General features: G+C 71.2%; 16 protein-coding genes. 6 read left to right on the forward strand and 10 right to left on the reverse strand.

The genetic code is table 11. The annotated features are described in order from the left end of the window. Positions 1-28 precede the first annotated feature (28 nt). From DEI86_RS14245 to DEI86_RS14255, 3 genes are all read left to right on the forward strand, one after another. Positions 29-208 carry a DUF6903 family protein gene (locus DEI86_RS14245; RefSeq protein WP_111010970.1) on the forward strand — a complete coding sequence of 60 codons (180 nt, stop codon included), beginning with the start codon at positions 29-31 and terminating at the stop codon, positions 206-208. Next, positions 205-1,734 (forward strand): alpha-L-fucosidase, encoded by a 1,530-nt coding sequence (locus DEI86_RS14250; protein WP_258376565.1) that lies wholly within the window; start codon positions 205-207, stop codon positions 1,732-1,734. Before DEI86_RS14245 ends, DEI86_RS14250 begins: the two co-directional genes overlap by 4 nt. Positions 1,735-1,842: 108 nt before the next feature. After that, positions 1,843-2,574 carry an OBAP family protein gene (locus DEI86_RS14255; RefSeq protein ID WP_258376566.1) on the forward strand — a complete coding sequence of 244 codons (732 nt, stop codon included), beginning with the start codon at positions 1,843-1,845 and terminating at the stop codon, positions 2,572-2,574. 301 nt (positions 2,575-2,875) lie between these two features. Here DEI86_RS14255 and DEI86_RS14260 read toward each other — a convergent pair whose 3' ends face one another. From DEI86_RS14260 to DEI86_RS14305, 10 genes are all read right to left on the reverse strand, one after another. After that, positions 2,876-3,427 (reverse strand): Lrp/AsnC family transcriptional regulator, encoded by a 552-nt coding sequence (locus tag DEI86_RS14260; RefSeq protein WP_111010972.1) that lies wholly within the window; start codon positions 3,425-3,427, stop codon positions 2,876-2,878. Positions 3,428-3,572: 145 nt separating this feature from the next. Beyond that, a complete protein-coding gene (locus DEI86_RS14265; protein ID WP_181439794.1) occupies positions 3,573-4,706 on the reverse strand; it encodes a pyridoxal phosphate-dependent aminotransferase in 1,134 nt (377 codons plus the stop codon). Between the two features lie 71 nt (positions 4,707-4,777). Next, positions 4,778-5,617: an ATP-binding cassette domain-containing protein gene (locus DEI86_RS14270; RefSeq protein ID WP_111037333.1), complete on the reverse strand. Its 840-nt coding sequence runs from the start codon at positions 5,615-5,617 to the stop codon at positions 4,778-4,780. Next, a complete protein-coding gene (locus tag DEI86_RS14275) occupies positions 5,617-6,423 on the reverse strand; it encodes an ABC transporter ATP-binding protein (protein ID WP_111011006.1) in 807 nt (268 codons plus the stop codon). Before DEI86_RS14275 ends, DEI86_RS14270 begins: the two co-directional genes overlap by 1 nt. Further along, a complete protein-coding gene (locus DEI86_RS14280; RefSeq protein WP_111010975.1) occupies positions 6,420-7,631 on the reverse strand; it encodes an amidohydrolase family protein in 1,212 nt (403 codons plus the stop codon). Before DEI86_RS14280 ends, DEI86_RS14275 begins: the two co-directional genes overlap by 4 nt. 32 nt (positions 7,632-7,663) lie before the next feature. Further along, the gene (locus DEI86_RS14285) at positions 7,664-8,416 is read right to left on the reverse strand and encodes an N-acyl homoserine lactonase family protein (protein ID WP_111049962.1); all 753 of its coding nucleotides are present in this window, start codon (positions 8,414-8,416) and stop codon (positions 7,664-7,666) included. Beyond that, positions 8,413-9,312 (reverse strand): ABC transporter permease, encoded by a 900-nt coding sequence (locus DEI86_RS14290; RefSeq protein ID WP_146242925.1) that lies wholly within the window; start codon positions 9,310-9,312, stop codon positions 8,413-8,415. The genes DEI86_RS14285 and DEI86_RS14290 overlap by 4 nt, the downstream gene beginning before the upstream one ends. Continuing rightward, complete coding sequence (locus tag DEI86_RS14295; protein ID WP_111049963.1) at positions 9,309-10,241, reverse strand: ABC transporter permease; 933 nt, start codon at positions 10,239-10,241, stop codon at positions 9,309-9,311. The genes DEI86_RS14290 and DEI86_RS14295 overlap by 4 nt, the downstream gene beginning before the upstream one ends. 51 nt (positions 10,242-10,292) lie before the next feature. Then, the gene (locus tag DEI86_RS14300; RefSeq protein ID WP_111049964.1) at positions 10,293-11,912 is read right to left on the reverse strand and encodes an ABC transporter substrate-binding protein; all 1,620 of its coding nucleotides are present in this window, start codon (positions 11,910-11,912) and stop codon (positions 10,293-10,295) included. A 142-nt stretch (positions 11,913-12,054) separates the two neighbouring features. Continuing rightward, complete coding sequence (locus DEI86_RS14305; RefSeq protein WP_111049965.1) at positions 12,055-13,023, reverse strand: amidohydrolase; 969 nt, start codon at positions 13,021-13,023, stop codon at positions 12,055-12,057. A gap of 80 nt (positions 13,024-13,103) precedes the next feature. Here DEI86_RS14305 and DEI86_RS14310 point away from each other — a divergent pair, with 80 nt between their 5' ends. The 3 genes from DEI86_RS14310 to DEI86_RS14320 all read left to right on the forward strand — a co-directional run bounded on the left by DEI86_RS14310 (position 13,104) and on the right by DEI86_RS14320 (position 16,081). Beyond that, positions 13,104-13,874 carry an HpcH/HpaI aldolase/citrate lyase family protein gene (locus tag DEI86_RS14310; protein ID WP_146244953.1) on the forward strand — a complete coding sequence of 257 codons (771 nt, stop codon included), beginning with the start codon at positions 13,104-13,106 and terminating at the stop codon, positions 13,872-13,874. A 194-nt stretch (positions 13,875-14,068) separates the two neighbouring features. Further along, positions 14,069-14,560 carry a DUF4126 family protein gene (locus tag DEI86_RS14315; RefSeq protein ID WP_111012347.1) on the forward strand — a complete coding sequence of 164 codons (492 nt, stop codon included), beginning with the start codon at positions 14,069-14,071 and terminating at the stop codon, positions 14,558-14,560. A gap of 135 nt (positions 14,561-14,695) precedes the next feature. Beyond that, positions 14,696-16,081 (forward strand): MFS transporter, encoded by a 1,386-nt coding sequence (locus tag DEI86_RS14320; protein ID WP_111049982.1) that lies wholly within the window; start codon positions 14,696-14,698, stop codon positions 16,079-16,081. The last annotated feature ends 53 nt before the right edge of the window (positions 16,082-16,134 follow it).

The raw sequence follows: 16,134 nt of genomic DNA on the forward strand, positions 1-16,134 counted from the left end.
TGTTCGACGTCATGAAGGGATCCGGACAGTGAAGGAATCGACCGCAGCGGCACTCGTGATCGTGGCCCGCGTCGTGGCGGTGCTCGTCTGCGTCGTCCTCGTCGTGGTCGCGCGGACCCACGTCGGCTGGCCGAGTCTGCTGCTCATGCTCGTCGGGCTCGCCGGACTCATCGCCGTGCTCTGGAGCTACAACCGGCGGTTCCGGTGAGCGGAGCAGCGGCCGGGAGTCCCGGAGCGGCCGCCACGAGTGCCGTCACCCCACTGGATCCCGCGTTGGCGGCGATGGTCGCAGTGCGCCCCTCCCAGCGGCAGTTGGCCTGGCAGGCGATGGAGTTCACCGCGTTCGTCCACTTCGGCATGAACACGATGACCGACCGTGAATGGGGTGCGGGACACGAGGACCCGGCGCTCTTCGATCCCGAGGGCGTCGACACGGACCAGTGGATGGCGGCGGTCGCGAGCGCCGGCATGACCGGGGTGATCCTGACCGCCAAGCACCACGACGGCTTCTGTCTGTGGCCGAGCGCCGTGACCCCCCACTCCGTGGCCGCATCGCCCTGGCGCGGGGGGCACGGGGACCTGGTCGGCGAGGTCGCGGACGCCGCCCGGCGCCACGGTCTCCGGTTCGGCGTCTACCTGTCGCCGTGGGACCGGACCGAGGCGTCCTACGGTTCGGGCCGCGCGTACGACGACTTCTACGTGGCCCAGCTCACGGAGCTGCTCACCGGGTACGGCGACGTGTTCTCGGTGTGGTTCGACGGTGCCAACGGCGAGGGACCGAACGGTCGACGCCAGGTGTACGACTGGGACCGCTACTACGCCGTCATCCGCGAACTCCAACCGGGCGCGGTCATCAACGTCTGCGGCCCGGACGTCCGCTGGTGTGGGAACGAGGCCGGGCACACCCGCGCCGACGAGTGGAGCGTCGTGCCGCGTGGGCTGCAGGACGCCGAGCGCGTCGCCGAACGATCCCAGCAGGTTGACGACGGCACCTTCACCACGCTGGTGCGGAGCGACGAGGAGGATCTGGGCAGCCGAGCCGCCCTCGCCGGGCACGAGGACGACCTGGTCTGGTACCCGGCCGAGGTGAACACGTCGATCCGCCCCGGTTGGTTCCACCACCCGGCCGAGGACGACGCGGTCCGCAGCGTCGACGAGCTGTTCGCGATCCACCGGTCGGCGGTGGGCGGCAACGCGGGGTTCCTGCTGAACGTCCCGCCGACACGAGCCGGTCGGATCGCGGAGCCCGACGTCGCGGTGCTCGCCGAGCTCGGCGAACGGATCGCGGACCAGCGTCGGCGCGTCGTCGAGGCGGACGTCGAGCCGTCGAGCGGTGTGGTCCGAACTGGCGGCGATGGCTGGCCGCGCCCCGACATCGGCTCGCCCGGCGGTCCGGCGCTCGACCTCGCGAACGGCACCGGTCGGTGGGAGCCCGAGCCGGGCGATGCGTCGCCGCACCTCACCCTGCGACTGGCCGAGCCGACGGTCGTCGAGGCCGTCGTCATCAAGGAGGAGATCGCCGTCGGGCAGCGCATCGAGCGCGCTGTCGTGACGGCGGCCCTTCGGGGTGCACTCGTCCTGCGCGCTGAGTTCGGTGCGGTCGGCTACCAGCGCATCGTCCCGCTCGCCCCCGAACTCGTCGACACCGTGACGATCGAGATCCGGCTCGCCCGCGCCGTCCCGGTGATCGCGGGCGTCGCAGTGGTCAGGGCGGCGGTGGCACCCGGCGGATGAGCGGGGCGTGTGCCCGCGAGGGTGGTGTCCAGCGCCCCGGGTCCTGAGGTGGCTGGCAGGCAGCGCGGAGTGCGATGAGCAGGAGTTCCGAGCCCGAGGAGATGCATCGTGCCCCTGAACCCAGCCGTCGCGAACCGCTCGACCGGTGTCGTGCCTCCCGGTCGGCCCGGCGGGTTCGCGCTCGCCCTGCTCGACCGCGGTGCCGACCTCCTGCAGACCACCGCGCCGCTGGCGGGGTTCGACGTCTACGTCGTCGGCTTCCACTGCGTCAAGGGCGAGCCGGACCTGCAGATGGAGGCGCACCACTTCTGCAAGGTGGTGAACGCGGACATGCTGCAGTGCGTGCTCTTCGACGGCAACACGCGCGACGCCAACCTGATCGGCATCGAGTACATCCTCTCCGAGGCCCTGTACGGGACGCTTCCGGAGGAGGAACGGGCCGCGTGGCACCCGCACAACCACGAGGTGTTCTCCGGTGAGCTCGTCGCGCCCGGACTCCCGGTCGCCGTCGAGACGGAGCTGATGGGGCACCTCGTGAACTCGTACGGCAAGACCTGGCACACCTGGCACAGCACGCCGATGGGGGAGCACCCGGCGCAGGCGTTGCCCCTCGGCGACCCGATGCTCATGTGGTCGTTCAACCGCGAGGGCGAGGTCGACGAGGCCCTGCGTCGGGACCGCAACGCCGCGATGCACACGGACCCCGAGCCGCGGAAGGCATCCCGGGCGAAGCACCTCGACCGGGCGCATCCGCAGCAGGGGGTCGGGACGATGCGCGACGCCTTCAGCGGGACGAGTCCGACCCCCGGCGTGGTCGATGCCCAGGACGGGCGCCCCTGACCCGCTGGCCGCGCTGCCCCTGCTGCGCCGGTGTGGCGAGGAGCAACGACGTCACCGACCGCGGCATGTCCGCCTGCGTGCCCTGGCTCACCGACGTGTCGTTCTCCAGGCCACACCCGCGGACCGCATCACCGGCGGGAGCGCCCGGTGCAGAACCGGACCGTCGTGTCGTCCACGCGACTGGTGACGATGACCGTCGGGGCAACGACGTGGGTGACGTGGCCGGGCTCATGATGTGCCGGAGCGCGTCGCCCGCTGGGGCCGGGGCGCGTTCGTCGGGGGTGGCCCGGCTCGGTGACCGTCACTCGTCGCGCAACACCCCGGCCCCGCGGTAGTTCCCGAGTCCGAGGAACGTTTCGACCCGCTGCACGCCGGGGATCTGCCAGATCCGAACGAGGAGGACCTCCTGCAGGTGAGCGTGGTCACGCAGGCGGAACTTGGCGATGAGGTCCCACTGGCCCGTGACGATGTCGAGGTCCTCGAGCTCCGGCATCTCGACGAGGCGCTCGATGATCGCACCGAGGTCGGCACCGGCGGCGGCGGTCATCGGGATGTGCACTGACATGGAGTAGCCGAGGGTCGCCCAGTCGATGTCGAGCGTGTAGGCGCGGATGACGCCGAGGCGTTCCAGTCGGGCGATCCGCTCGCCGATCGCGGGGGCGGAGAGCGCGACCTCGCGGGACAGGGCGCGCTGGGAGCGCCGCGAATCGTCGGCGAGCGCCCGGAGGAGGGCGTGGTCGAGCTCGTCGAGCGGGACCTTCGCCGTCGGGCGCTGGATGAGCTGCGCGAGCTTCGAGCCGGCGGGGGCCTCGTCGTCGTCCGGGCCGGTCGCTTCGGTGCTCGAGGTGCTCATCCGCTCTCTTCTCCTCGCGTCCCCCGGCAGCCTAACCGGGGAGACCGGCAGCCTAGCCGGGGCGCACTGCGGCCCGGCCGGGGACCCTGGCAGCCCGACCGGTGCGCCCGAAGCCCCGTCCGGCCCCGGACCCCGATCCCCACGGTCACCGCGCGCTGACCGACCGGGCGTCGATGGCGGCCCCGATCCGGTCGATCGCCTCGACGACCGCGTCGACGCCGTTGGCGATCGAGATCCGGACGTGCCCCTCGCCACCGCTGCCGAAGGCGGTGCCGGGGGCGACGGCGACGCCCGCGTCCGCGACGAGTGCGCGCGCGAACGCGTCGCTCCGAAGGCCGGACGCCGACACGTCGACCCAGAGGTAGAACGCCCCCTCCGGCCGGAACGCGGGGATGCCGCGTTCCTCGAGCGCGGCGAGCGCGGTGTCCCGTCGCGTCCGGTAGGCGGCGCGCATCGTCGTGACCACGTCCTGCGGACCGGTCACGGCCTCCAGGGCGGCGTACTGCGTCGGCATCGCGACGCACGACAGCATCGCCTCGTGCGCGTTCGACAGCGTCGAGACGACCGCCTGCGGCAGGGCGAGGTACCCGATGCGCCATCCGGTCATCGCGTACGTCTTCGAGAAGCTGTAGACCGATATCACGGAGTCGGTCTCGTCGAACACCGCGGTGGAGACGTGCGGGCGGTCGAAGGTGAGCTCGTCGTAGCACTCATCCGAGACGATCCAGAGACCGTGGCCGTTCGCCCAGGCGACCACCTCGGCGAGCCGATCGGCGTCGAACACGGAGCCGAGCGGGTTCGAGGGTGCGTTCAGCACGATCGCCCTGGTCCGCGGCGTGACCCGCGCCTCCAGGTCGGCGACGGTGGGCAGGTAGTCGTCCTCGGCGCGCAGCCGGTAGCCGACGCTCGTCGCGCGGAGGAGCCGGCACATCATCTGGTAGTTCGGCCACCCGGGGCTCGGGACGAGGACCTCGTCGCCCGGGTCGACCAGCCCGACGAGTGCCACGTAGATGCCCTGCACCGCGCCGGACGTGACGAGCACCTGCTCGGCGCGGGTCTCGAACCCGTTCCGCGTCCGGATCTTCTCGGCGAGCGCCTCGCGCAGCTGCGGGATCCCCGGCGTGACCGAGTACTTGGTGGCACCGGCGGCGGCGGCGCGGGCGGCGGCCTCCACGACGTTCGGTGGTGTGGGGAAGTCGGGCTCGCCGAGCTCGAGTCGGATGGTGTCCGGTCGGGCGAGCGCGAGGTCCATGATCTCGCGGATCCCCGATCTGGGCATGGTGCTGGTGCTGGCTGGGATCTGCATGGGCGGAGCGCTGTTCCTTCGGTCGGTTCGTCGCGGGGAGCGAGTCAGGAGGCCGACCCGACCGGGCGGGCCGCACGGCGTGCTCGTGCCTTCGCCAGGGCCGTGTCGGTGGTCGGTGCGGCGGCGAGCAGTTCCTTCGTGTACTCGTGCTGGGGCGCCCGGTAGATGGACGTCTTGTCGGCGACCTCCACGATCTCACCGTGCCGCATGACGACGACCGTGTCGCTCATGTACCGCACGACGTGGAGGTCGTGGCTGATGAACAGGTACGCCAGCCCGTGCTCAGCCTGCAGACGCTTCAGCAGTTCGAGGATCTGCGCGCGGATCGAGACGTCGAGGGCGCTCGTCGGCTCGTCGGCGATGATCAGCTGCGGCGAGCTGGCGAGGGCGCGTGCGATGTTCACGCGTTGGCGCTGCCCGCCGGAGAGCTGCATCGGCCGACGCCGGGCGTGGGACGCGGGCAGCCCGACGTCCTCGAGGAGCTCGGACACGCGGTCGGCGATCCGGGCGCGCGGGACGATGCCGTGGACGACCAGCGGTTCCGCGAGGATCGCACCGATCGTCCGCCTCGGGTTCAGGGAACTGAGCGAGTCCTGGAACACCATCTGCACGCTGCGGCGGAGTTCCGCGAGCGACTCCGCGCTCTGGTCCACGGTCCTGCCGCCCAGGACGATGCGGCCGGACGTCGGTCGTTCCAGGCCGACGATCGTCCGCGCCACGGTGGACTTCCCGCTGCCCGACTGGCCGACGATGCCCACGGTGGTCCCGGCCTCCACGGACAGTGAGACGCCCCGGACCGCCTGCACCCCCTCGCCGCGCCGGAACAGGCCGCGGGGCGTGAAGGTGACGACGAGGTCGTCGACCCGGAGCAGTGGGTCGCTCATCAGGCGTCCTCTCGTTCGAGTGCCCGCACCGTGTCGAGCAGTGCGCGGGTGTACGGGTGCTGCGGCCTCGAGAACACGTCGTCGACCTCGCCCTGTTCGACGATCTCGCCGTACCGCATCACCGCGGTGACGTCGGACAGGCCGGCGACGACGCTGAGGTCGTGGCTGACGAGCATGAGTGCGAGGCCGAGTTCCGCGCTGAGGTCCTGGAGGAGTTCCAGCACCTGGGCCTGCACACTCACGTCGAGCGCCGTGGTCGGTTCGTCCGCCAGGAGCAGCACGGGGTTGCAGGAGATCGCCATCGCGATCACCACCCGCTGGCGCATCCCGCCGGAGAACTCGTGCGGGTACGCGGTCAGCTTCGCCCGCGCCGACTGGATCCCGACCCGCTCGAGCAGGTCGACCGCACGGTCGTCCGCTGCTGCCCCGGAGAGTCCGAGGTGCAGCCGGAGCGACTCGCGGAGCTGCGAGCCGATCGTCCGCGTCGGGTTCAGGGCGCCGAGCGGGTCCTGGTAGACGAGACCGATCTCCCGCCCGCGGATCGGCCGCATGGCCCGGTCGCCGAGCGTGACGAGGTCGCGACCGCGGAACAGGATCTGCCCGGTGACCCGGGTGCCGCGGGGGAGCAGGCCCAGGATCGCGAGGCACACCGTGCTCTTGCCGGAACCCGACTCGCCGACGAGTCCGAGCGTCTGGCCCGGGAACAGGTCGAAGTCGATCCCCGCCACCGCTGCGTTCCCCTCGGCGGTCCCGGGGAACACGACGCGCAGATCGCGGACGGACAGCAGGGGCTCGGTGTCGCTCATGCGCGCACGGAGTCGAGCGCGAGCTCGTCGCGGACCACCGCGCCGGCCTTGGCGACGAGCAGCACGTCCCGGATCGCCCCGATGTCCGCCGTGGGATCGCCCTCGACGAGGAGCAGGTCGGCGGTCTTGCCGACCTCGATGGTGCCGAGGGTGTCGAGCACGTCGAAGTTCTCGGCAGAGGTCAGGGTCGCGGCGACGAGCGCCTGCACGGGGGTCATCCCGTACTCCACCATGAGCCCGAGCTCGACCGGCACCTCGGTGTGCGGGTTGTGGGGCGTCCCCGCGTCGGTCCCGCACGCGACTCGGACACCGGCCTCGACCATCGCCCGGAACCCTGCGACCGATGCGTCGGACTCCATCCGTGCTTTCCGGTACACCGATGCGGAGACGGTCTCGGGGTTCGTGACGATCCGGTTCACGGCCACCAGGGTCGGGACGATGATCGTGCCGCGCTCCAGGGCGAGCTCGATCGCCTCGTCGTCGAAGAAGCAGGCGTGTTCGATCGAGTCGAGTCCCGCCCGGATCGCGTTCTTGACGCCGGGGCCGCCGATCGCGTGGCTCGTGATCCGCTTGCCGGCGTTGTGCGCCTCGTCCACCGCCGCACGCAGCTCGTCGACGTGGAGTGCCGTCTGCAGCGGCGTGACGCCCTCGGTGAGCACCCCACCGGTGGCCATGATCTTGATGAAGTCGGCTCCGGCGTGCAGCTCGGCCCGCGTCGCCTGCGCGACACCCCACGGGCCGTCAGCCTGACGTCCGATGGAGTGCCCGTGGCCACCGGTCATCGTGATCACCCGGCCCGCGGCCTTCACCCGCGGCCCCGGAACGTAGCCCGACGCCACGATGTCGCGCAGCTCGATCGCGATCCCGTCGATGGACCCGCAGTCGCGCACGTTGGTGACGCCGGTCTGCAGCGTCTCGGCGAGGTTCACCACCGCCTGGACCGTGCCGTACGTCGAGGAGCCGGTCAGGGTGCCCCCGTCGTGGACGCCGTCGCCCATGAGGTGCACGTGGCCGTTGAACAGGCCCGGGAGGAGCGTGCGTCCCCGCCCGTCACGCACCACCCACCCGTCGCCGGGGGCGGGCGCCTGGTCGGCGGGGCCGACCCAGTCGATCGTGTCGTCCCGCACGAGGACGGATTGGTGCTCGACGACGCCGGCGGCGCGCGGGTCGAAGACGGTGACGTCGGAGACGAGGAGGTGGCTGGTCATGGCGGGTCCTTGCGGTCGAGGGCGGGTGGCGGTCACCGGTGCCGGTACGGGGCACGCGGGAAGTCGGCGACCTGGTCGGGGTCGTGTCCGTACAGGAGGCGCGCACCGCCGGCCTCCAGGTCGCGGAGGCGCGCGGCGCTGGCACGCGCCTGGTCCGGGTCGGCCATGGCCTCCCAGTTGTCGAGGTCGAGGTTGTCCTGCAGGTAGATCGCGTCACCGCAGATGACGAGGTCGCCCTCCTCGGGCAGGTGCACGATCACCGACTGGTGGCCGGGCGCGTGGCCGGACGTCACCACGATCTCGACGCCCGGCAGGACCTCGCCGCCGCCGTCCAGCAGCTCGTAGTGGAGCTCCGGGAGGTTCCAGTACTGGTTCGGGAAGCTCGGGTTGCCGAGGGCGTACGCGTGGTGTTCGCGCTGGGCGAGGAACGTCGCGTTGCGGAACTGGTGGTTGTTGCCGGCGTGGTCGAAGTGCAGGTGCGTGTTGATCACGACGTCGATCTGCTCCGGCTCGATGCCCAGTGCCCGGAGTCGCGCGCCGATGTCGTCCTCGGGCGCCATGACCGGCGTCAGCATGCGCGCGAAATCGGTTCCCGCCCAGGTGAGGTCCGGGTCGGTGACGTGGTCGCGGCTCATGCCGGTGTCGATGAGGAGCAGCCGTCCGTCGTCGAGTTCGACGAGGTACGACGACACCGGGATCGAGAATTTCTCGTCGTGCAGGTGGCCCGGTGTCACGACGCCGTGGGCGCACCAGCAGGTCCCGAGGGGGAGGATCACGAGGTTCATGCGACGGGCTCCGTGCTCGGCTGCAGGTCGGCCCGGGGCGCGGACAGGCGCTTGGCGAAGAAGTCCCCGAGGAAGTTGGCGATGAGGATCGTCAGCGTGATCGCGAGGCCCGGTGCTGCAGAGATCCACCACGCCTGGTCGAGGTACTGGGTGCCGGCCCCCAGGTCGGCTCCCCACTCCGGCGTCGGCGGGGCGACCCCGAACCCGAGGAAGTTGAGGGCGGCGGTGAGGAGGGTCGTCCACCCGATCGCGCTCGAGACGAGCACGACGACCTCGACCAGCACGACCGGGAGCACGTTGCGCATCATGACCCGCAGCGGCGACGCGCCGACGACGATCGACGCCGCGATGTACTCCTCGGACCGGATCCGCTGCGTCGAGCCGTACACGACGCGGGCGAACACGGGGATGAACGAGACCCCGACCGCGAGGATCGTGCTCGGGACGCCCGTGCCGCCGATCGTGATGATGATGAGCGCGAGGAGCAGGCCCGGGAACGCGAGCAACACGTCCATGACCCGCATCGAGATCCCGCCCCGGATCCCCCCGACGTATCCCGCGAAGAGCCCGATGGGGACCCCGACGACCGCGGCGAGCAGGGTGGAGAGCGCGGCCATCAGCAGGGTCAGCCGTCCGCCCCACAGCGTGCGCGACAGGACGTCGCGACCGAGGTGGTCGATGCCGAACGGATGCGCCAGGGTCGGTGCGCTCCGCGCCAGCCCCACCGCGGTCGTCGGGGACGCCGCCGCGAGGACCGGGGCGAGGAGCACGAGGAGCACGAGCAGCGCCGCCGCTCCGCAGACGACCGCGCCGCCGACGTCGACCCGTCGTGGCCGGGGCCGACCCGAGGTCGGGGTTGCCGCTTCCGTGACGTTCTCCACTGCTGACGTCGTCATGCCGTCCACGCCTTCCGGACACGCGGGTCGAGGAGGCCGTGGCTCACGTCGACGAGGATGTTGATCACGATGTAGCAGACGGCGATGAACAGGACGATGCCCTGGATGCTCGGGATGTCCTTGAGCTGGATCTGCGAGACGAGGTAGTTCCCGATCCCCGGCCGACCGAAGATCACCTCGGTGGCCACGGCGCCCGCGAGCAGGTTGCCGATCTGCAGGCCGATGATGGTGGTCACCGCCGAGATCGCGTTGCGGAACGCGTGCCGTGAGAGCAGCTGCCAGCTCGAGAGCCCCTTGCTCCGCGCCACGATGACGTAGGGCTGCTGGTACACGTCGATGAGCGCGCTCCGCAGCATCCGCGTGATGATCGCGGCGAACCCGAGTCCGAGCGACAGCGCGGGCAGGACGAGGGCCTGCGGACCGCCGACCCCGAGTGCGGGGAGCCACTGCAGCCGCACGGCGAACAGCAGGATGAGCAGCTGGGCCAACCAGAAGTACGGGACCGCGAGACCGAGCACCGAGAACCCGGTCGCCAGCCGGTCGCCGATCGACCCGGGCCAGAGGCCGCCGACGACGCCCGTCGGGATCCCGACCACGAGCGCGACGGCGAGCGCCGAGCCCGCGAGGACGAGCGTCGACGGGAGGCGGCTGCCGATCTGCGCCGCCACCGTGCCGTGCGACACGTAGGAGTACCCGAGGTCACCACGGAGGAGGCCGCCGACGTAGATCCCGAACTGTGCGATCCACGACCGGTCGAGGCCCATCTGGTGCCGCACCTGCGCCACCCGGGCGGGCGAGGCGTTCGTCCCCATGAGCACGATCTGCGCCGGGTCACCCGGGATCAGTCGCAGGATGAGGAACACCAGGACGACGACGCCGAAGAGCACCGGGATCGCGACGAGGACCCGTCGTCCGAGGAACTGCGCCATGTCAGCCCCGATCCCTCGCGTCCGGCGCGACGGACGCGACCGCCACGGCGCTCACTTGCCGACTCCGGCGTAGTAGGCGTCGCCGTCGGGCGTGGACGCCAGCCCCGTGATCCCGTTGGTGACGTAGATCGCCTTGAGGTCGTAGACCGGGATGAAGGCGGCCTGCTTGTTGATCTTCCTGAACACGGAGGCGAATGCGGCGTTCCGGGCGGTCGTGCTCGTGGTCGCGTCGGCCGCGTCGATCTGCTTGTCGAGCGACGCACTGCAGGAGTGGGACCAGTTGAACCCGCTCTTCACCTGCGCGCAGGTGAACACCGACTTGATCATGTTCGGGTCGAGGGACCAGAAGAACCAGCTGGCGGTGTTCGAGCCGCCGTTGTTGTACGTCTGTCCCACGGTCGGGAACGCCTGGTCGCTCAGCTTGGCCGTGATGCCCACCGACGCGAGTTGGGACTGGACGAGCGTCGACATGTCGTCGAAGCCGAAGTTCGCGATGTTGATCATCGAGATCGTCAGGGTCTTGCCGTGCTTCTGGCGCTTCCCGTCGACCATCTTCCAGCCGGCGCGGTCGAGCAGCTTGCCGGCCTTCTTCTGGTTGTACGAGAACGCGCTGCCCGCACTCGCGTACCCCGGGGTGGCGCGGGTGACCACGCTCGTCGCGAGCTTGAACTCACCGGCGAACAGCGTCGAGATGATCGACTTCCGGTCGATGGCGTGGGCGATCGCCTGGCGGACGAGCGGGTCGTTCGTCGGTGCCTTGTCGACGTTGAGGAGCCACCCGTAGGGCATCCCGGCCGCGGCGACGGTGGTGGTCCGCTTGCCGGCCTTCTTCGCGCTCGCCACGTCCTGCGGATCCAGTCCGTCGGCGACCTGCACCTCGCCCGTCTTCAGTGCGTTGTTCTGCGACGTCGGGCTCGTCAGGATGCGGAACGTCAGCGAGGACAGCTTCGCCGCCCCGGAGCCGAACCGCTTGGGACCCCAGTCGTACTTCGCGTTCCGCGTGAGCTTGACCGACGACCCGCTGGTGAAGCTCTGGAACGTGAAGGGCCCGGTGCCGACCGGGTGCTGCCCGTAGTCCGCCCCGTACTTCTTCAGCGCCGTCGGGGAGTCGATGCCGAACTGCTCACTCGCGACGAGCGTGTTGAACGCCGGGTAGGAGCTGGTGAAGTCGACCTTCACGGTGTACGGGTCGACGACCGTCGTGCCCTTGTACGGGCCGAGCGAGGTGACCGCGCTGGCCGACTTCGTCGCGGGGTCCGCGATGTGGTCGAAGGTGGCCTTGACGGCGTTCGCGTCGAACCGGGTGCCGTCCTGGAACGTCACGCCGTGCCGGAGGTGGAACGTGTACTCCGTGGCATCGGCGTTCGCCGTGTACGAGGTCGCCAGCCCGGGCTCGTACTTCTTCGAACCCGAGAACCGCCAGATCAGCGGGTCGAAGATCTGCGCGTCCACCTTGACCGAACCGACGAGGCCCGTCTGCCCGGGGTCGAGCGTGTCCGGGTTCTGGCTGAGCGCGACGGTGAGCGCCTTCGGCGTCTTCGACGAGGTGCTCGCGTTCGCGACGGCGGTGCCGCCCGCCGTCCAGCCGGCGAGCAGGGCACCGACGCCGAGGGCTGCGACGCCCATGCTCGCGATTCGCGCACCGCGTCGTTTCGAGGGGTGGGAGGACATGGGTGCTCCTTGAGGTCGGGTGGTGCTCAGCGGGAGGTGACGTTTCGTAAGCGAGTCAAGTCGGAGTAGTTGTGTTCGGCAAGTAGCAGCGCGTTTCGCTTTTCGAACGTTTTGTTTCCGGCGAATTACGCATTGCGATTGCTCAAGGCTGCACGCCCACGGACGCGAGCGGGATCCGGTAGACGCGGGAGGCGGTGCCGCAGAACAGCGCGAACTGCTCGTCGGCGCTCAGGTGCGCGGCTGCGCGGCGGTACTGGTCGAAGGCCTCGGCGTAGGTGATCCCGCGGATCCCGCCGACCGGGAAGTCGCTCGCGATCATGCTGCGGCCCCCGCCGAACCGGTCGAGGACGTGGCGGATCAGCGGTTCGGCGTGCGCGTATGTCGGTTCAGGGAGGTAGCCGTGCACCGACGAGACCTTGATCACCACGTTCGCGGCGGTCGCGAGCAGGGCGACGTCGTCCCGCCACCGCGCGAGGCCATCGGGGCTCTGGTCGATCGGGCTCGCGATGTGGTTGACCACGATCGTCAACGACGGGTACGCGGCCGCGAGCTCGACGACCTCGTCCGCCTGCCACGGGTAGATGAGGAGGTCGAGCGCCAGACCGAGTTCCGCGATCACCGGAAGGGCTGCCCGCCACGAGGGGCGTCGACTGATCTCCGCCTCCACCATCATCGTGTTCTCCGGGTCGGGGTTCCACGCGATCGTCTGCCGGATCGACACGACCCGTTCGAACGCGGCCTGCTCCCGGATGAGCTGCTCGGTGTCGGGTCGTTCGAACGGCACGGCGGCGACGTACCGGATCGCCAGGTTGTCGGACTTGTCGAGGGACTCCAGCCACCGCGTCTCGTTCACCGGGCTGTCCTCGGCGTCCCAGAGCGCCTCGATGTGCACCGACGCCACGACGTTCTGTCCGTCGATGTCGCGGCGGTAGTCGTCGAGCACGTAGTCGTGCTTGAGCGAGTCGAAGAGGCCCTTCGGACCGAAGCTCCCGCCGGGCATCAGCCACGGGTAGTGGTCCCCGGCGAGGTCCCACATGTGGAAGTGCGCGTCGATGACCGGACCGTCGTAGAGCGCCTGAGCGTCAGGCGTCACCGCGTTCTGCATTTTCATGGGGCAAGTATCGGGGCGCTACGGGATTCCAGCCGCAAGTCTTCACGCGCTGGAAACATGCCATCTGGAAAGCTGATGGCGTGACAGCGAGGACGATGCACAGCGCCGCGACGACGTCGGACGATCCGCTCTGGGGTCTGTGGTCGAACTACGCGAGCCCCCGGGTGGTCGGTTCGCTCGCGGCCTCCGGGGCCCCGTGGATCTGCGTCGACGAGCAGCACGGGTACCCGCCGGACGACCTCGCCGCGACGATCGGCGCCGGGCTCGCACGTGACGTCACGATGGTCGTCCGTGTCGCCTGGAACCGGCCGGAGCTGATCGGCCGCGCGCTCGACGCAGGCGCGAGCGCGATCATCGTCCCGATGGTGGAGGACCCGTCCCAGGCGCAGAGCGCGGCCCGTGCATGCCATTACCCGCCGCTCGGCGCGAGGAGCTTCGGGCCCGCCCGCCGTGCGTTCGGCGTGGACGCGGCGTACGGCGGACACGCACCCGAGGACGAGCCGCAGTGTCTCGTCATGGTGGAGTCCGCCGCCGCATTGACCCACGTCGAGGAGATCGCCCAGACGGAGGGCGTCGACGGGATCTTCGTCGGGCCGTTCGACCTCGCGCTGGCCCTCGGCGTCGCGCTCGACGACCTCCTCGCCGATCACTCGTCGTCCTCGCCGCTCGTCCGGATCGCCGCGGCCTGCCGTCGAGCGGGGATCCTCGCCGCGGCGTACGGCGGCACGCCCGAGCGGGCGCGGGTCCTCGCGGCCCACGGGTTCGGGCTCGTCGTCGCCGGGACGGACGACGGGATCCTCCGCGACGGCTGGGCCGGCATCCGCGCCGGACTCGCGGCCGGTGCGGAGTAGCGCGGAGCGACCGGCGCCCGCTGACGGTCCACACGGCCCCGACGCCCGGTGACCGCGTGCCGGGCGCTGGATGGTGCCGCCGCAGCCCGCTCGGTCGCCGCGTTCCACGTCACCCGTCGGCGGGCTGGGTCCGTGTCGACCCGCGGTCGGTAGCCTCGCGCGAGAACCACATCCGCCACCACGAGGAGCCCACCATGCCGAGCACCACCACGCTGTCCATCCCGGCCCGGGCACTGCTGCTCGGCGTGTTCACGGGCGCCCGGTCCGCCACGCCCCTCGCGGTCCTCGCGCTGCAGCACGATCGCCCCTCGCTCCAGGGCGCCTGGCAGCAGTGGCCCGTGTTCCGCTCGCCCGTCGGCCGAGGCGCCCTCGTCGCCTCGGCGGCCGGGGAACTGGTCGCCGACAAGCTCCCCGTCACGCCCAGTCGGCTGAAGCCCGGGGCGCTCCTCGGACGCGTCGCGGCCGGTGCGATCGCCGGGCTCGTCATCGGGAGCGTGGGCGGCAGCAGTGTGTCGCGCCTCCAGACCGCGGTGCTCGGTGGCGTCGGCGCGGTGATCGGGAGCTACGCGGGCTACCTCGGCCGCACGGCCCTCGGCTGGGTCAGCGGCCTGCCGGACCCGGTCGTCGCGCTCGTCGAGGACGCGATCACGGTCGCGGGGGCGACCGCGGTGGTCACCGCCGACTGACCGACGGACGGGAGGGGCGGGGCCAGCGGCTGCGCCCCTCCCGTCCGGCTCCGGTCGGCTGTGTCAGCGCGTGCGATCGCCGCCGACCGCCAGCGCCGCGACCCGCGCGACACCCGGCTCCGCTACGGTTCGCCCATGGCAGCAACGGCGCCCCCGCAGCGCACCGACCGGCGTGGCCTCGTCGCGTGGGCGCTCTGGGACTGGGGGTCGGCCGCCTTCAACGCCGTCGTCACGACGTTCGTCTTCAGCACCTACCTGGCCAGTCGCGCGTTCGTCGACCCCGCCCTCGTCGCGCACGAGCACGGTGCAGCCGGGCGGCGGGCGGTCGAGGCAGCCCTCGCCCACAACGCGACCGTGGTGTCGGTCGCGCTGACGATCGCCGGCGTCGTCGTCGCGCTCATCGCACCGGCGATCGGCCGGTTCGCCGACGCGTCCGGGCACCGGAAGCGGTCCGTGCTGCTCGCGACGATCGGCATCGTGCTGAGCATCGGGTGCATGGTGTTCGTCGCGCCCGCCCAGCCGTACCTCGTGCTCGGGGCGTCCCTCCTCGGCATCGGCACGGTCGCGTACGAGATCGCCAGCGTCGGCTACAACGCGATGCTCGGGCAGGTCGCCCCCGAGGGCCGGACCGGCCGGGTGTCCGGCATCGGCTGGGCCGCCGGGTACTTCGGGGGCATCGTGCTGCTCGTCGTCCTGCTCGTGCTGTGCATCCAGGACTTCGGCTCGCCCGACCGCGCGGGACTGCTCGGCCTGCCGTCGACCGTGGCGGGTGGGGAGTGGAGCGTCCGGGTCGCGATCGGCGTCGCCGCGCTGTGGCTCGCGGCCTCGTCGGTGCCGCTGTTCGTCGTCGTGCCCGAGGCCACCCGCGGACCGGCGCGGCGCAGCGGCGTCCTCACCGCCTACGCCGACCTCGGCCGCGACGTCGCCCGACTGTGGCGCGAGCGGCGCGACCTCCTCATGTTCCTCGTCGCGAGCGCCGTGTTCCGCGACGGCCTCGCCGCCGTGTTCACGTTCGGGGCGATCATCGCCGCGCAGGTGTTCGGGTTCTCGTCGTCCGAGGTCATCCTGTTCGCGATCGCGGCGAACGTCGTCGCGGGCATCGCCACCGTCGTGTCCGGACGGCTCGACGACCGCTTCGGCTCGCGCGCGCTCATCCTCGCCGCGCTCGTCGGACTCGTCGCGTGCGGCACGGGCGTCCTGTTCATCGGCACCGCGCAGCAGGGATTCTGGGTGCTCGGCCTCGCGCTGTGTCTGTTCGTCGGCCCGGTGCAGTCGTCGAGCCGCGCCTACCTCGCGCGCCTCGCGACCCCCGGGCGCGAGGGCGAGCTCTTCGGTCTGTACGCCACCACGGGCCGGGCGGCGAGCTTCCTGGCACCCGCGCTGTTCGGACTCGCCGTGACGATCGGCGGATCCACGCGATTCGGCATCCTCGGCATCGTCGCGGTGCTGCTCGCCGGGCTCGTGCTCATGCTCTTCGTCCGGGTGCAGCGCGCGCAGCCGGCATCCCTCGGGCGGGCCTGAGCCGCAGTCGGGTGGGAGGGGGCAGCACGCCTCCCCCTCCTCGCCGTCGCCTG

This window comes from Curtobacterium sp. MCBD17_028 (assembly GCF_003234875.1).
In the GTDB taxonomy this organism is placed as follows: domain Bacteria; phylum Actinomycetota; class Actinomycetes; order Actinomycetales; family Microbacteriaceae; genus Curtobacterium.

Bases quoted from the DNA above. Each gene is read 5' to 3' on its own strand.
- DEI86_RS14300 (WP_111049964.1), bottom strand. From the start codon at position 11,912: ATGTCCTCCCACCCCTCGAAACGACGCGGTGCGCGAATCGCGAGCATG.
- DEI86_RS14320 (WP_111049982.1), top strand. From the start codon at position 14,696: ATGGCAGCAACGGCGCCCCCGCAGCGCACCGACCGGCGTGGCCTCGTC.
- DEI86_RS14290 (WP_146242925.1), bottom strand. From the start codon at position 9,312: ATGACGACGTCAGCAGTGGAGAACGTCACGGAAGCGGCAACCCCGACC.
- DEI86_RS14260 (WP_111010972.1), bottom strand. From the start codon at position 3,427: ATGAGCACCTCGAGCACCGAAGCGACCGGCCCGGACGACGACGAGGCC.
- DEI86_RS14275 (WP_111011006.1), bottom strand. From the start codon at position 6,423: ATGAGCGACACCGAGCCCCTGCTGTCCGTCCGCGATCTGCGCGTCGTG.
- DEI86_RS14285 (WP_111049962.1), bottom strand. From the start codon at position 8,416: ATGAACCTCGTGATCCTCCCCCTCGGGACCTGCTGGTGCGCCCACGGC.
- DEI86_RS14265 (WP_181439794.1), bottom strand. From the start codon at position 4,706: ATGCCCAGATCGGGGATCCGCGAGATCATGGACCTCGCGCTCGCCCGA.
- DEI86_RS14280 (WP_111010975.1), bottom strand. From the start codon at position 7,631: ATGACCAGCCACCTCCTCGTCTCCGACGTCACCGTCTTCGACCCGCGC.
- DEI86_RS14295 (WP_111049963.1), bottom strand. From the start codon at position 10,241: ATGGCGCAGTTCCTCGGACGACGGGTCCTCGTCGCGATCCCGGTGCTC.
- DEI86_RS14305 (WP_111049965.1), bottom strand. From the start codon at position 13,023: ATGAAAATGCAGAACGCGGTGACGCCTGACGCTCAGGCGCTCTACGAC.
- DEI86_RS14270 (WP_111037333.1), bottom strand. From the start codon at position 5,617: ATGAGCGACCCACTGCTCCGGGTCGACGACCTCGTCGTCACCTTCACG.
- DEI86_RS14315 (WP_111012347.1), top strand. From the start codon at position 14,069: ATGCCGAGCACCACCACGCTGTCCATCCCGGCCCGGGCACTGCTGCTC.